This window comes from Brenneria sp. hezel4-2-4, from assembly GCF_013155275.1.
Classification (GTDB): Bacteria; Pseudomonadota; Gammaproteobacteria; order Enterobacterales; family Enterobacteriaceae; genus Brenneria.
In genome coordinates this window covers 104,321-118,739 of record NZ_JABJXS010000008.1, presented here as the reverse complement: position 1 = coordinate 118,739, position 14,419 = coordinate 104,321, and the positions used below count along the sequence as shown (strand labels likewise).

The 14,419-nt window shown below is 56.6% G+C and carries 16 protein-coding genes; 10 read left to right on the top strand and 6 right to left on the bottom strand.

Features of this window, described 5'->3' with window-relative positions; translation table 11 throughout:
- Nucleotides 1–35: 35 nt before the first annotated feature.
- From mutM to radC, 4 genes are all read right to left on the bottom strand, one after another.
- Nucleotides 36–845, bottom strand: a complete 810-nt coding sequence (gene mutM / locus HOY33_RS15615; protein WP_172291060.1) for a bifunctional DNA-formamidopyrimidine glycosylase/DNA-(apurinic or apyrimidinic site) lyase — start codon at nt 843–845, stop codon at nt 36–38.
- Between the two features lie 343 nt (nt 846–1,188).
- Nucleotides 1,189–1,356: a 50S ribosomal protein L33 gene (rpmG, locus tag HOY33_RS15610; protein ID WP_004392084.1), complete on the bottom strand. Its 168-nt coding sequence runs from the start codon at nt 1,354–1,356 to the stop codon at nt 1,189–1,191.
- Between the two features lie 11 nt (nt 1,357–1,367).
- On the bottom strand, nt 1,368–1,604 hold the full coding sequence (rpmB, locus tag HOY33_RS15605; RefSeq protein WP_048637009.1) for a 50S ribosomal protein L28: 237 nt from the start codon (nt 1,602–1,604) through the stop codon (nt 1,368–1,370).
- Nucleotides 1,605–1,843: 239 nt separating this feature from the next.
- Nucleotides 1,844–2,509: a DNA repair protein RadC gene (radC, locus tag HOY33_RS15600; protein WP_172291059.1), complete on the bottom strand. Its 666-nt coding sequence runs from the start codon at nt 2,507–2,509 to the stop codon at nt 1,844–1,846.
- 184 nt (nt 2,510–2,693) lie between these two features.
- On the opposite strand from radC, the gene coaBC reads away from it, so the two are divergent.
- The 3 genes from coaBC to slmA all read left to right on the top strand — a co-directional run bounded on the left by coaBC (nt 2,694) and on the right by slmA (nt 5,088).
- Entirely contained in the window at nt 2,694–3,950 is a 1,257-nt protein-coding gene (coaBC, locus tag HOY33_RS15595; protein WP_172291113.1) for a bifunctional phosphopantothenoylcysteine decarboxylase/phosphopantothenate--cysteine ligase CoaBC, read from the top strand.
- The gene (dut, locus tag HOY33_RS15590) at nt 3,919–4,377 is read left to right on the top strand and encodes a dUTP diphosphatase (protein WP_172291058.1); all 459 of its coding nucleotides are present in this window, start codon (nt 3,919–3,921) and stop codon (nt 4,375–4,377) included. Before coaBC ends, dut begins: the two co-directional genes overlap by 32 nt.
- 114 nt (nt 4,378–4,491) lie before the next feature.
- Nucleotides 4,492–5,088 carry a nucleoid occlusion factor SlmA gene (gene slmA, locus HOY33_RS15585; RefSeq protein WP_172291057.1) on the top strand — a complete coding sequence of 199 codons (597 nt, stop codon included), beginning with the start codon at nt 4,492–4,494 and terminating at the stop codon, nt 5,086–5,088.
- Between the two features lie 64 nt (nt 5,089–5,152).
- Here the strand turns inward: slmA and pyrE are convergent, their stop codons facing one another.
- Both pyrE and rph read right to left on the bottom strand, forming a co-directional pair.
- Nucleotides 5,153–5,794: an orotate phosphoribosyltransferase gene (gene pyrE, locus HOY33_RS15580; RefSeq protein WP_172291056.1), complete on the bottom strand. Its 642-nt coding sequence runs from the start codon at nt 5,792–5,794 to the stop codon at nt 5,153–5,155.
- A 105-nt stretch (nt 5,795–5,899) separates the two neighbouring features.
- Nucleotides 5,900–6,616 (bottom strand): ribonuclease PH, encoded by a 717-nt coding sequence (gene rph / locus HOY33_RS15575; protein WP_172291055.1) that lies wholly within the window; start codon nt 6,614–6,616, stop codon nt 5,900–5,902.
- 217 nt (nt 6,617–6,833) lie between these two features.
- Here rph and HOY33_RS15570 point away from each other — a divergent pair, with 217 nt between their 5' ends.
- From HOY33_RS15570 to HOY33_RS15540, 7 genes are read left to right on the top strand one after another with little or no spacing between them, the layout of a single operon-like run.
- Nucleotides 6,834–7,013, top strand: coding sequence for a hypothetical protein (locus tag HOY33_RS15570; protein ID WP_172291054.1), 180 nt, complete (start codon nt 6,834–6,836; stop codon nt 7,011–7,013).
- 24 nt (nt 7,014–7,037) lie between these two features.
- A complete protein-coding gene (gene dgcA, locus HOY33_RS15565; protein WP_172291053.1) occupies nt 7,038–8,003 on the top strand; it encodes an N-acetyl-D-Glu racemase DgcA in 966 nt (321 codons plus the stop codon).
- 20 nt (nt 8,004–8,023) lie between these two features.
- The gene (locus HOY33_RS15560) at nt 8,024–9,925 is read left to right on the top strand and encodes an ABC transporter ATP-binding protein (RefSeq protein ID WP_172291052.1); all 1,902 of its coding nucleotides are present in this window, start codon (nt 8,024–8,026) and stop codon (nt 9,923–9,925) included.
- 34 nt (nt 9,926–9,959) lie between these two features.
- Nucleotides 9,960–11,501, top strand: a complete 1,542-nt coding sequence (locus HOY33_RS15555; RefSeq protein WP_172291051.1) for a glutathione ABC transporter substrate-binding protein — start codon at nt 9,960–9,962, stop codon at nt 11,499–11,501.
- Between the two features lie 19 nt (nt 11,502–11,520).
- Nucleotides 11,521–12,441 carry an ABC transporter permease gene (locus HOY33_RS15550; RefSeq protein WP_172291050.1) on the top strand — a complete coding sequence of 307 codons (921 nt, stop codon included), beginning with the start codon at nt 11,521–11,523 and terminating at the stop codon, nt 12,439–12,441.
- A gap of 8 nt (nt 12,442–12,449) precedes the next feature.
- Nucleotides 12,450–13,349, top strand: a complete 900-nt coding sequence (locus HOY33_RS15545) for an ABC transporter permease subunit (RefSeq protein ID WP_172291049.1) — start codon at nt 12,450–12,452, stop codon at nt 13,347–13,349.
- Between the two features lie 9 nt (nt 13,350–13,358).
- Nucleotides 13,359–14,417 carry a P1 family peptidase gene (locus tag HOY33_RS15540; RefSeq protein ID WP_172291048.1) on the top strand — a complete coding sequence of 353 codons (1,059 nt, stop codon included), beginning with the start codon at nt 13,359–13,361 and terminating at the stop codon, nt 14,415–14,417.
- The last annotated feature ends 2 nt before the right edge of the window (nt 14,418–14,419 follow it).

Genomic DNA, 14,419 nt, shown 5'->3' with positions numbered 1-14,419 from the left:
TCAACCCTGATTTAATAAATGTGATTGCAGGAAAATTAACGCTGGCAACGGCGACAAAAGAAAGTGCTTCGCTGCCCGTGCCTGGCGATTTCTATCGGCGTTCCACAAGCCCGGCAAGGTTCGCCGGTCCGTCCGTAGACCTGAAGTTCCTGAGCGAAATATCCCGGTTTGCCGTCTGATTGCAAAAAATCCCGCAACGTTGTGCCGCCCTGCTCAATCGAACGCAGTAGAACCTGTTTGATGGTTTCCACCAGCAAATTCGCTTCCGTTTCGCTTAACGAACCGACAGGCCTGTCCGGCCTGATGCCCGCCATAAACAACGATTCGCTGGCATAGATGTTCCCCACGCCAACCACGACCTTGTTATCCATAATCCATAGCTTAACCCGCGTCTTTTTGCCGCGCGATCGCTGATACAGATAATCGCCGGAAAACGCCTCACTCAACGGTTCCGGCCCCAGATGCGCCAGCACCGGGCTTGCCTCAGGGTTATCCGTCCATAACCAGGCGCCGAAACGCCTCGGGTCGGTATAACGCAGGACTTTGCCGCTATCCATGACCAAATCGACATGATCGTGTTTCTCCGGCTCAATATACTCCGGCAGGATACGCAGACTGCCGGACATGCCCAGATGAACGATAATCCACCCGGCGGTCAACTCAATCAGCAGATATTTGGCGCGCCGATGGACGCCCAGCACAACCTGATCGCTGAGCGATAAAATCTCGCTGGAAACCGGCCAGCGCAGACGAGAATTGCGGACTTCGGCATAAAGGATGGTATGACCGATAAGATAGGGTGAGATTCCCCGACGACTGGTTTCAACCTCTGGCAGTTCGGGCATGCTTTATCTCCTGAAAAATTCGATCGGTTAATTGAGCCGCTGCCAGAAAGCGTATTTCCGCCCATGCTGTTGCTTTATCTGCGCCTGATATTCTTGCCAATCCGGCAGGATGTTGCGCATGCGGCGTCGTCAGCAAAAGTTGGTGTAACGTCGAATTCATATGTGTTCATTACCAAATGGTTGCAGAAACCCAAGTTCAGGAAATTGGCATAACATGAAGAAGGATACAAGCGGCTGATACAGAAAATCGGAACCATAAAAAATCGTTGCTTGTGGTGACGGGCAAGGATAGCCCGCCATAAAAAAACCCGGCCGAAGCCGGGTTTTCAGTAATCCGCCAAAATTATTTAATTTTAGCTTCTTTGTAGATCACATGTTGACGGACAACTGGATCGAATTTCTTCAGTTCCAATTTTTCCGGCTTCGTGCGCTTGTTCTTCGTGGTGGTATAGAAGTGACCAGTACCAGCAGAAGAAACCAGCTTGATCTTCTCGCGAACACCCTTAGCCATGATTCAGTTCCTTAATACTTTTCACCACGGGCACGCAGATCGGCCAGAACCGTCTCAATACCCTTCTTATCAATAACACGCATACCTTTAGCAGATACGCGCAGCGTTACAAAGCGCTTTTCACCCTCAACCCAAAAACGGTGTGAGTGCAGGTTCGGCAGAAAACGGCGTTTAGTCGCGTTCAGTGCGTGGGAACGGTTGTTACCGCTCACCGGGCGCTTGCCAGTAACTTGGCAGACTCGGGACATGTCTATTCTCCAAAAATCAAAATCAGCTCGAGCTTCGTATAGAGTGGTGGCCGCCTCGTCAGGCTCTAGAGCCCATCTCAGCAACTTCACTGAAAAGACTCCGTCATCAGGATAAACCTGCTGAGATAGGCTCTTAACGCCACACCCAAGATTCTCAAAGGTGGCGTAGTATACGCTTTGAAGCGTAAGTGCTCAAGTCCCGAACAGCTAAAGATCCCCCAGGATCACGGAAATATCGGTTAAATCCATCCGCGCTCGGCAAAAGAGACATATTCGCCACGCCCGATGACCAGATGATCAAGCACGCGAATCTCTAATAACAGACACGCTTTAATAATTTGTTCGGTTATCGCCCGGTCGGCCTGGCTGGGTTCCGCTTTCCCGGATGGATGATTGTGAGCCAAAATCAACGCGGCGGCATTGGCTTTCAGCGCTTCACGCACAATTTCCCTCGGGTGTACCTCTACGCTGTTAATCGTACCCGCGAACATTTCCTGATGACGAATAACCCGATGCTGATTATCCAAAAACATCACCAAAAAAACCTCCCGTTCCTGACGGGCCAGTAATAATTGCAAATACTGCCCGGTGATTTCCGGACTCAGCATCGCATCCTCTTTTGCCAGACGGGACGAAAACAGCCGGCGCGACAGCTCGGCCACCGCCTGCAATTGCGTATATTTTGCGATACCAATGCCTTTGGTGGTACAAAACTCCGCCTGTTCGGCGGACATCAGGTGATACAGCGAACCAAATTTCGCCAACAGGCTCTCGGCCAGTTGCATGACGTGCATACCGGGCAACCCGGTGCGTAAAAAAATCGCCAGCAGCTCGGTATCCGTCAGTGCTTCAGCGCCCTGGCTCACCAATTTCTCCCGCGGCGCCTGCTCATTTCCCCAGCTCATAGAACCTCCCGCTCCGACCGAACGCCATCATGACATGGCCGGCATTAAGGGACGATGCCAGCCGTGACAGGTTGCGAATCGGTTCGCAATTTTTGTTCGCCAGTCAGCCGGGAGGCTTAAGATTCCGCGCTTAGGGCAAGGTTATGATAAAATGACGCCTCTTTCGGTTTTTAATCGGACCATGATGATGGGACTTTCCAGTCTGAATGAGCTTTCTAACCAACGTATTTCTGGAAAACGAATCGTGCTCGGCATCAGCGGGGGCATTGCCGCTTATAAATGCCCGGAGCTGGTAAGACGCCTGCGCGATAGCGGGGCGGAAGTGCGGGTTGTCATGACATCAGCCGCCAAAACCTTTATCACCCCGCTGACCTTGCAGGCCGTGTCCGGTTACCCGGTGTCGGACGACCTGTTCGATCCGGCGGCGGAAGCTTCGATGGGTCATATCGCGTTGGGGAAATGGGCGGATTTGGTTATTCTGGCTCCCGCCACCGCCGACCTGATCGCGCGTCTGGCCGCTGGCATGGCCAACGATCTGCTAACCACCCTCTGTCTGGCGACGCCCGCGCCCATAGCCGTCGTTCCCGCGATGAACCAGCAGATGTATCGCGCGTTACCGACGCAGGACAACCTGCGTACGCTGGCGGCGCGTGGTTTGCAACTCTGGGGGCCGGACAGCGGCAGCCAGGCGTGCGGCGACATCGGCCCGGGCAGGATGATTGATCCGCTGGAGATTGTCGAACTGGCGCAGCGCCATTTTACCGCCGTCAACGATCTGCAACATTTGAACATTATGGTTACGGCCGGCCCGACGCGAGAAGCGCTCGATCCGGTGCGCTTCATCAGCAATCACAGTTCGGGGAAAATGGGATTCGCCATTGCCCAGGCCGCCGCCGCCAGAGGGGCAAACGTCACGCTGGTTGCCGGCCCCGTCGCTTTAGCGACGCCGAGCGGCGTGAAGCGCATTGACGTCGGCAGCGCGCTGGATATGCAACAGGCCGTGATGGCCGAAGCCGCCCGGCAGCACATTGTTATCGGCTGCGCGGCCGTTGCGGACTATCGCCCCAAGCTGGTTGCTGACGAAAAAATCAAAAAGCAGGGTGATGAAATGACTGTCACGATGATAAAAAATCCGGATATTATCGCTGATGTCGCCGCGATGGATAAAAACCGTCCCTATGTCGTCGGGTTTGCCGCCGAAACCCAGAATGTGGAAGAATACGCGCGACAAAAACTGGCGCGTAAAAAGCTGGATCTCATCTGCGCTAACAACGTCTCCCTTTCCGGGCATGGTTTTAACAGTGAAACCAATGCATTACATCTTTTCTGGCAAGACGGAGACAAGCAGTTGCCACAATGCGACAAGCTTCTTCTTGGCCAAAACTTAATCGACGAGATTGTCAGCCGTTATGATGAAAAAAATCGACGTAAAAATAGTTGACCCGCGTATTGGTCAACAATTCCCGTTACCGACCTATGCCACGCCGGGTTCCGCCGGGCTGGATTTGCGCGCCTGTCTGGATCAGGCGATTGAATTAAAAGCCGGCGAAACCACGCTGATCCCCACCGGGCTGGCGATTCATATCGCCGATACCAATCTGGCCGCCATGGTGCTGCCGCGTTCGGGTCTGGGCCATAAACATGGCGTGGTGCTCGGTAATCTGGTCGGGCTAATCGACTCCGACTATCAGGGGCAGTTAATGGTTTCCGTCTGGAACCGCGGTCAGCAGACATTCACCATTGAGCCGGGCGAGCGCATCGCACAGATGATTTTCGTTCCCGTCGTTCAGGCCGAGTTTAATCTGGTCGAAGATTTCGTTAGCAGCGAGCGTGGAGAAGGTGGTTTCGGCCATTCCGGTCGTAACTAACACGCCCTTTACCACCCGGTATCGTAAAAACTCATATAAGCCACAGCACGATAGCGTGACTGTGGCGCTACCGGGTGCTTGTCAGTCAAATTTTTAGCAAGGGTCTTTTCAGGCATGGCAGAAAAAGAAAACAAGAAAAGGAATCGGCGCGAGGAAATTTTGCAGGCGCTGGCGCAAATGCTGGAATCCAGCGACGGCAGCCAACGCATTACCACAGCAAAACTGGCCGCAAACGTCGGGGTATCCGAAGCCGCGCTTTATCGGCACTTCCCCAGCAAAACGCGTATGTTTGACAGCCTGATCGAGTTTATTGAGGATAGCCTGACTACCCGCATTAACCTGATTCTGCAAGATGAAAAAGAAACGTTTAACCGTCTGCGCCTGATTTTATTGCTTATTCTGGGGTTTGCCGAACGTAATCCAGGGCTGACGCGGATTATGACCGGCCACGCGCTGATGTTTGAACAGGATCGGTTGCAGGGCCGAATCAATCAGCTGTTTGAACGTATCGAGTCGCAGCTGCGTCAGGTATTACGTGAACATAAACTGCGTGACGGCAAGGGCTTTCAGCACGATGAAACGCTGCTGGCCAGCCAGCTGCTGGCATTTTGTGAAGGCATGCTTTCACGGTTTATCCGCTCCGACTTCCGTTACCGACCGACGCAGGAATTCGATACGCGCTGGCCGTTGCTGGCCGCGCAGTTGCACTGATTTCCGCTCTGTCTTTCGGCCATTCCCGCCAGACGCCTCTGGCGGAACCCGCCGTTGGCGCGAATTAAATGCCGTACTGTTCGCGGTATGCCTTAACCGCCGCCAGATGCGCAGCCATTTCCGGTTTTTCCGCCAGATACGTAATCAACTCTTGCAGGGTAATGATGGAGATCACCCGGCACTGATAATCACGCTCGACTTCCTGAATGGCGGAAATATCGGCCCGTCCGCGCTCCTGACGATCCAGCGCGATCGTCACGCCGGCCAGGGTGGCGCCGTGGGCGGCAATGATCGACATCGACTCGCGGATCGCCGTGCCGGCGGTGATCACATCATCAACCAGCATCACGCGCCCCTGTAGCGGGCTGCCGACCAGACTGCCGCCTTCGCCGTGATCTTTAGCTTCTTTACGGTTAAAACAGTAAGGCAGATCGCGTTGATGATGTTCCGCCAGCGCCACCGCCGTGGTGGTCGCAATCGGGATCCCTTTGTAAGCCGGTCCGAACAGCAAATCAAACTCAATGCCTGAATCCACTAACGCCGCGGCGTAAAAGCGCCCCAGCAATGCCAGATCGCGCCCGGTATTAAACAGTCCGGCATTAAAGAAATAAGGGCTGATACGCCCTGATTTCAGGGTAAATTCCCCGAACTTCAATACCTGTTTGCTGAGCGCAAATTCAATAAACTGGCGCTGATAGGCTTTCATTACTGCATCTCCTCGTCTCACGGTTTGGTCGCGTTGTTGTTCGTCACGGCTATCTTCATCAAAGACAGACCACAAAAAAGCGACCATGCGGTCGCTTAAGGAAAATCAATCGGCTAACGCGGCTTTTTGCGCCTGAATGATATCTTCGATGCCGCCGCGCGCCAGCGCCAGCAAAGACAGCAATTCTTCGTGGGTGAACGGTTCGCCTTCGGCGGTTCCCTGCACTTCAATCATGCGGCCATCTTCGGTCATCACCACATTCATGTCGGTTTCTGCGGCGGAATCCTCGACATATTCCAGATCGCACACCGCCTCGCCGTTGACGATGCCGACAGAGACCGCCGCGACCATGCCTTTCAGCGGGTTCTTCTTCAGCTTACCGCCGGCAACCATGGTATTCAACGCATCGGCCAGCGCCACGCAGGCACCGGTAATCGACGCCGTACGCGTGCCGCCGTCCGCCTGCAAGACATCGCAATCCAGCGTAATGGTGTACTCGCCCAGCACTTTAAGGTCGATGGCGGCGCGCAGCGAGCGGGCGATCAGACGTTGAATTTCCAGCGTCCGGCCCCCTTGCTTGCCTTTCGCGGCTTCACGGGCATTACGGCTGTGCGTCGCGCGCGGCAACATGCCGTATTCGGCGGTGACCCAGCCCTGGCCCTGTCCTTTCAGAAAGCGCGGCACACCCTCTTCAACCGTGGCATTACATAAAACTTTGGTGTCGCCAAACTCAACCAACACCGATCCTTCAGCATGTTTTGTGTAATGGCGGGTTAATTTCAGGGGGCGTACTTGCTGTGCACTTCGGCCTGTAGGGCGCATGGCTTATCTCCGGCGGGTAAATGTTAACTGGCGCGCATTATACGGCCTTAGCGGCGCAATGCCTATCTTGCCCTGCGGCGCAGGGCCAAAATCCGGCGTTTTCGGTCTGCGGCCGTCTTCCCGGCAAATCGCTAAACGGTGAAAACATATACCCCCGCCGGTATAACCTCAGGCTATACCCTACCCATGAACAAGTATTCGTCAGCGATGATGCATCATGGAATATTTTCTTAACCACTTGCCCATTGATGAGAAAAACGTCATGTCGATCCCACAACCTTATCTGCCGCTGTCCGGTAATGAGACCGAATCTCTGGCGTTGCCGATGTCCGTCGCTATTACGGCTCCGGCGTTTCATGAGCGCTTCATGGCGCATGGCTATCGGTATGCATGTTAAACAGTGCGGGGAGTGAGGTTAACCATGCGTCATATGCAAATCGAAACCGTAAACCTGCCTTTAGCGCGACCATTCACGATTTCTCGCGGCACCCGTAGCGCGGTCGCCGTGGTGCGGGTCACGCTGGAAGAACAGGGATTTATCGGTCAGGGCGAATGTACGCCGACCGCTCACTACGGCGAATCCGCAGAAAGTGTGTGTCGGCAGTTAAAACAGATAACCGATGATATCGAAAGCGGTCTCAGCATCGCGCAACTGCAAACTCGTTTACCGCCGGGAGCGGCCAGAAACGCGCTGAACTGTGCGCTGTGGCGGCTCAAAGCCGCGCTGGAGAAACAAACCCTGTGGCAATGCCTCGGCATTCAGCCGCCGACATCCGTCATCTGCGCGGAAACCCTGTCTCTCGACAGCGTGGAAAAGATGGCCGCCGCCGCCGCCGATGCGGTGTCGCGCGGCGTCCTGCTGCTGAAAATAAAACTGGATCGCGAACTGATTCTGGAGAAAGTGGCCGCGATTCGTGCCGTGGCCCCGCACGCCACGCTGATTATCGACGCCAATGAAGCCTGGGGCGGTCTGGATCTCAGCAGCCTGCTCAGTGCGCTGACCCGCTATCAGATTGCCATGGTGGAGCAACCGCTACCTGCCGGAAAAGATGATGACTTACAGCGTTTTACTCACCCCATTCCGATTTGCGCGGATGAGAGTTGCCACCACAGCGGCGATATCGCCGGACTGCGCAGCCGCTATGAGATGATCAACATCAAGCTGGACAAATGCGGCGGGCTGACCGAGGCGCTGGCGATGGTGGAAGCGGCGAAGCTCCACGGCCTACAGGTGATGGTCGGCTGCATGCTCGGCTCGTCAATGGCGATGGAAGCCGCTTTACCCATCACCACGGCGGCAGAACATGTCGATCTCGATGGCCCCATCTGGCTGGCCGCCGACAGTTCCCCTTACCTGACCTATAACCTCGGCCGTATCTGGCTATGACCCAAGCAACCGGAGTGACAATGACGGCTATCACGCAAACGGGTGCGGTAACCGCCGCAGCACCGGGTAAAACACCCAGGCCCGTGCTGGAAATCAACGATTTGAGCGTCAGCTTTAGCGGACGCTCCGGCAAGCATCTGGCGCTGAAAGGCATCTCTTTCACCCTGAACAAGGGAGAGGTGGTTGCCGTAGTGGGCGAGAGCGGTTCAGGTAAATCCGTTACTTCGCTGGCGGTAATGGGTTTACTGGCTGACGCCGCCCGCATTGAACGCGGCAGTGTCCGTTTTACCGGCCGTGACGGGCGACAGCATACGCTGCTGGACATGAAAGCCGAACAACGCCGTCAGCTACGCGGCCGTGAAATGGCGATGATCTTTCAGGAACCGATGACATCACTGAACCCGGTGCTGAAAGTCGGCGATCAACTGACGGAAGCCCTGCGAGATCATCAGATTTGCGATGCGGCCAGCGCCGAGAAAAAAGCCCGCGAATTGTTACACAAGGTGCGCATCGCCGACGTCGACCGGGTAATGAAAAGTTATCCGCATTCACTGTCCGGCGGCATGCGCCAACGGGTGATGATCGCCCAGGCGCTGGCCTGCGACCCGCAATTGCTGATTGCCGATGAGCCGACTACCGCGCTGGATGTCACCGTGCAGGCGCGTATTCTGCAAATCCTGCGCGACCTGCAACAGCAGAGCGATATGGCCGTACTGTTCATTACTCACGATATGGGCGTGGTGGCCGAAATCGCCGATCGCGTGGTGGTGATGTATCAGGGCGAAGTGGTGGAACAAGGCAGCGTGACCCAGATTTTCGCGCATCCTCAACACCCTTATACCCAGTCGTTGCTGGCCGCCGTGCCCAAACTGGGCGATATGCGCGAAAACATCTGGCCGAAACGCTTTCCGCTGCTCGGTCAGCAATCCGGCAACGATGAAGGCGATCAGGTCACTGCCCGCTACGATGAGGCGCCGTTGCTGGATATCTGCGGCCTGCGCGTCTATTACCCGGTGCGCAGCGGGATCTTGTCGTCCGTCACCCACAATGTACACGCCGTGGAACAGATTGATTTCAACGTCTGGCCGGGTGAAACCCTGGCTATCGTGGGAGAAAGCGGCTGCGGCAAATCCACCACCGGTCGGGCCTTGCTGCGTCTGGTACAGAGCGAGGCGGAAAGCATCCATTTTCAGGGGAAAGAGATTTCCCAAATGAAAGACGGCGATTTTCAGCCGCTGCGCCGTGAAATCCAGATGGTGTTTCAGGATCCGTATGCGTCCCTGAACCCGCGTCTCACGGTGGGCTTTACCATCGCCGAACCCCTGCTGCTGCACGGACTGGTGAAATCCCTGCAAGAGGCCACGCCGCAGGTACAGGCGTTATTGAAAAGCGTCGGCCTATTGCCGGAACACGCCCGCCGTTATCCTCACGAATTCTCCGGCGGTCAGCGTCAGCGCATCGCCATCGCCCGCGCCATGGCGCTGCAACCGCAGATCATTATTGCCGATGAGGCGGTTTCCGCACTGGATGTCTCCATTCAGGCACAGGTTGTGAACCTGATGATGGATTTGCAAAAGAATACCGGCGTGTCGTGGATTTTCATTTCTCACGATATGGCCGTCGTCGAGCGTATCGCCAACCGGGTAGCGGTAATGTATCTCGGTCAGATTGTGGAAATCGGGCCGCGCCAGTCGGTGTTCAATTCGCCGCAGCATCCCTACACCCGCCGCCTGCTGGCATCAGTCCCGATTGCCGATCCCACTCAGCGCGGCGTTCGCCAGCTTGATGACAGTGAAATACCCTCTCCGCTGCGTAAGGCAGGTGAGAGCGTGACAAAAACGCGCTATCGACAGGTCGCGCCCCATCATTGGGTGGCGGACGGTGAGATCGCCGACTCGTCCCCGGGTAATGATGTTCTTTGATCGTATTTTTATATCGCTAACCAGGAGAAACACCATGAAGCCATTCGTTCGCCGATCCGCTGTTGCCCTCGGGCTTTCATTGTGTCTGGCAGCTATTGCCCAGGCACAGGATCTTCGCATTTCCATCTACGCCGATATCACCGGATTAGACCCGCACGACACCTCCGATACGCTGAGCTACTCCATTCAGAGCGGTATTTTTGAGCGCCTGTTCCAGTTCGATAACAAAATGAAACTGGAGCCCAGACTGGCCGCTGACTACACCAGTAATGAAGACGCCACCGAATTCGTCATCACGCTACGTGAGGGGATCACCTTTCAGGATGGTACGCCGTTCAACGCCGATGCCGTTAAAGCCAACCTCGACAGACTCGCCGATCAGACCAAAGGTCTGAAACGTAATAGCCTGTTTAAAATGATAAAAACGGTTACGGTGATCTCGCCCACCCAGGTGAAAATCGATCTTAATCAATCGTTCGGCGCCTTCGTCAACACCCTGGCCCACCCGTCTGCGGTGATGCACAGCCCGGAGGCGTTGAAAAAATATCCTGATGAAGCACAGCTGCGCGTCAACCCGGTGGGAACCGGCCCGTTCAAATTCGATACGTGGCAGCAGGGTAAAGACGTGAAGCTGGTGAAATATGACAATTACTGGCAGAAAGGCTGGCCGAAAGTCGATAGCGTAACCTTCTTCCCGGCGCCGGAAGACTCCACCCGTGTGGCATCGTTGAAATCCGGCCAGGTCGATGCCATCTACCCCCTGCCCTCCGACCTGCTGAACGCGGTGCAAAGCGACAGCAAGCTGGCGGTACAGCGTGATGAAAGTATTTATTTCTACTACATCGCGCTCAACGCGCAGCACAAACCGTTGCAGGATGTGCGCGTGCGTCAGGCGATCAACTATGCCATCAACCGCGATATGTGGTTGAAAGTCGGTTTTGCCGGCATGGGAACACCGGCCACCTCAGCCATGCCGCCTAACGTTCAGTTCTACCAGAAACAAGCCACCCCGGACTACAGTTACAATCCGGAAAAAGCCAAGGCGCTGCTGAAAGAAGCCGGTTACGCCAACGGGCTGGATCTGAAGCTGTGGACCACCAACGCGACGGTAGCCGTTCGTAGCGCGCAATTCCTCAAACAGCAGTTGTCTCAGGTTGGCATCCGCGCCACCGTCACGCCAATGGACTCCGGCGCACGTAACGCCAAGCTGTGGGGCGTGAAGGACCCGAAACAGGCGGAGTTTGACCTTTACTACGGCGGCTGGTCGACCTCCACCGGGGATGCCGATTGGGCGCTGCGTCCGCTGTTCGCCACCGAATCCTGGGTGCCGACCGCCTATAACGTTTCTTACTACAGCAACCCGGCGGTGGACAAGGCCATTATGGCCGGCCTGCAAACCGCCGACCCGGCCAAACGCGCCGCAGCCTATGCCGACGCGCAGAAACTGATTTGGCAGGATTCGGCCGTCGCTTTCCTCGGCGCGCCGGACAACCTGGTGGGTAAAGCGAAAAATCTTTCCGGCGTTTATATGCTGGCCGACGGCTCGCTGATCTTTGATCAGGCGGAATTTAAGTAACAGACCCGGGGAGCACGCCATGTTTGCCTATATCGTCCGACGTTTGCTGGAAATGATCCCGGTTCTGCTGGTGGTCTCCCTGTTAGTGTTCGGTTTTATCAAACTGCTGCCGGGCGATCCGGCACGCATTTACGCCGGGCCGGATGCCACCATTGAAGCCGTTGAAGCGGCGCGCCAGCAACTGGGGCTGAACGATCCGCTGCCGCAACAGTACGTCAACTGGCTCGGCGGTTTGTTCAAAGGGGAGCTGGGCGTCACTTATCGCACCCAGCAACCCGTTACCGAGGTAATCGGTAAAAGTTTTATGCCCACCATGTGGCTGGCGCTGGCGGGGTTCGCCTGGTCGGTGGCGCTGGGGCTGCTGATTGGAGTGATTTCCGCGCTAAAACGGGGGAAATGGCAGGACTGGACGCTGATGAGCTTTGCCGTCGGGGGCATTTCCATGCCGCCGTTCTGGCTGGGATTACTGCTGATCCAGTTCGTGGCGATGCCGTTCGGCGTCTTTTCCGTCAGCGGCTTTAATCAGCCCAGCGATATTATTCTGCCCGCGCTCACCCTGGGCGCATCGGTGGCCGCGGTGATGGCGCGTTTTACCCGCTCCGCCTTCTTGGAAGTGGCGCAGGAAGACTATGTGCGCACCGCCCGTTCCAAAGGGCTGCGTAACCGGTTGGTAACGTGGAAACACGTAATGCGCAACGCGCTTATCCCGGTGATCACCATGCTGGGATTGCAGTTCGGCTTTCTACTCGGCGGCTCAATCGTGGTGGAAAGCGTATTCAGTTGGCCGGGCCTGGGCTGGCTTTTGATCGAATCGATCAAAACGCAGGACCAGCCGGTCATTCAGGCGCTGGTTATGCTGTTTGTGTTTGAATTTATTGTTATTAACCTGTTGGTGGACCTGCTGTACGCGGTGGTCAATCCGGCGATTCGCTTACGTTAGGAGATATGATGAGCCTGCCTTCCGAGCCCGCCGTGGCCGCTGTTACGCTCGGCGAAAACACCATCCGTTCCCCCTGGCGTGATTTCGCCCAGGTGTTTATCCATAATCCGATGGCGCTGATTTCCAGCGGATTCATTTTGCTGCTGCTACTGGTGGCGGTCTTTGCCCCCTGGCTGGCGCCGTGGGATCCGATGGAACCCGACTGGATGGCGATCTCCTCACCGCCGTCAGCGGCCCACTGGATGGGAACCGACGACCTCGGGCGCGACATCTTGAGCCGCATTATTTACGGTTCCCGCATCTCGCTGTATATCGGTATTTTTTCCGTTACGTTGGGAATGCTGGCAGGCATTGTGTTAGGCCTGCTGGCGGGATATTACGGCCGCTGGATCGATATGCTGATTATGCGCGGCTCCGATGTGCTGTTCGCCTTCCCCGGGATGCTGCTGGCGATTGCCGTGGTGGCGATCCTCGGGCCGGGGCTGAACAACGTGATTATTGCCGTCGCCGTCTTCAGCGTACCGGTATTCGCCCGTATTGTGCGCGCCTCCACGCTGTCGCTGAAGCAAGCCGCCTACGTCGAAGCCGTGCGCTGCGCGGGCGCGCCGGACCGCATTGTGCTGCTACGCCACATTCTGCCGGGCACCCTGCCCAGCGTGATCGTTTATTTCACCATGCGTATCGGCACCAGCATCCTGACCGCCGCCAGTCTCAGCTTTATTGGTTTGGGCCCGGAGCCGGACGTACCTGAATGGGGCAATATTCTGGCGATGAGCCGTAGCCTGATGATGGCCGGCTTCTGGCATGTCAGCGTATTCCCCGGACTGGCGATATTTTTTACCGTACTGGCTTTCAACCTGCTGGGCGATGCGCTGCGTGATACGCTCGATCCGAAACTGAAAAGCTAAGGAGCGGACATGGCTTCCTATCAACAGCAACAGATGATTTTGTTGTTACGCCGCTGGCGGCAACACCGGCAGTTGGGCACGCCCCGCTCAGCCAGCGGGCCGCGCAACAACATCAGCGACGTAGCCGGCGTTCGCGTCGGGCACTGTACGCTGGCTGAGGGAGCGACCCAAACTGGCGTAACGGCGATCCTGCCCTCTGACGAGAATCTGTTCACCCACCCTCTGCCCTGTGGCGCAGCGGTATTAAACGGTTTCGCCAAACCCGTGGGGCTGATACAGATTGAGGAGCTCGGTCTGTTGCAGACGCCCATTCTGCTCAGCAACACGCTGGCCGTGGGGACGCTGTTTACCGCGCTGGTACGCAACGCCATTGCACGTAATCCTGAACTGGGCCGCACCCTTCCCACCGTCAACCCGCTGGTGCTGGAGTGCAATGACGGCTGGCTGAATGATATTCAGACGCTGGCCGTTACCGAACAGATGGCGCGTCGGGCGATGGAATGCGCCGAAGAAACCTTTACGCGCGGCAGCGTCGGCGCGGGGCGCGGCATGAGTTGCTTTGGGCTGAAAGGCGGTATCGGCACCGCTTCACGCCTCATCCCGGAATTGAACGCCACGCTGGGCGTGCTGGTGCTGGCGAATTTCGGCACGCTCTCCGCGCTGACGCTTGACGGCGTGCGGATGGGCGAAGCCATTGCCCCTTTATTGCCTGAACTGGCGCCGCAGCAGGACGCCGGCTCAATCATCATTATTATGGCGACGGACGCGCCGCTGGATGCGCGCCAGCTCGGACGCATCGCCAAACGCGCGGGAGCGGGATTAGGCCGTCTGGGCAGCTACTGGGGCCATGGGTCCGGCGATATTGCCGTCGCGTTTTCCACCTGCCCGGCTCCGCAACCGCCCGCCGACGACAAACTCGAACCCATGTTGAGCGCCGCCGCGGACGCCACCGAACACGCGGTGCTGGACGCCCTGCTCAACGCAGAGTCGGTGACGGGTTTTCGCGGGCATCATCGTCCGGCATTACGTCAGGTACTGGATCGTCTGGTACAGGACTTACTTGATTAAGG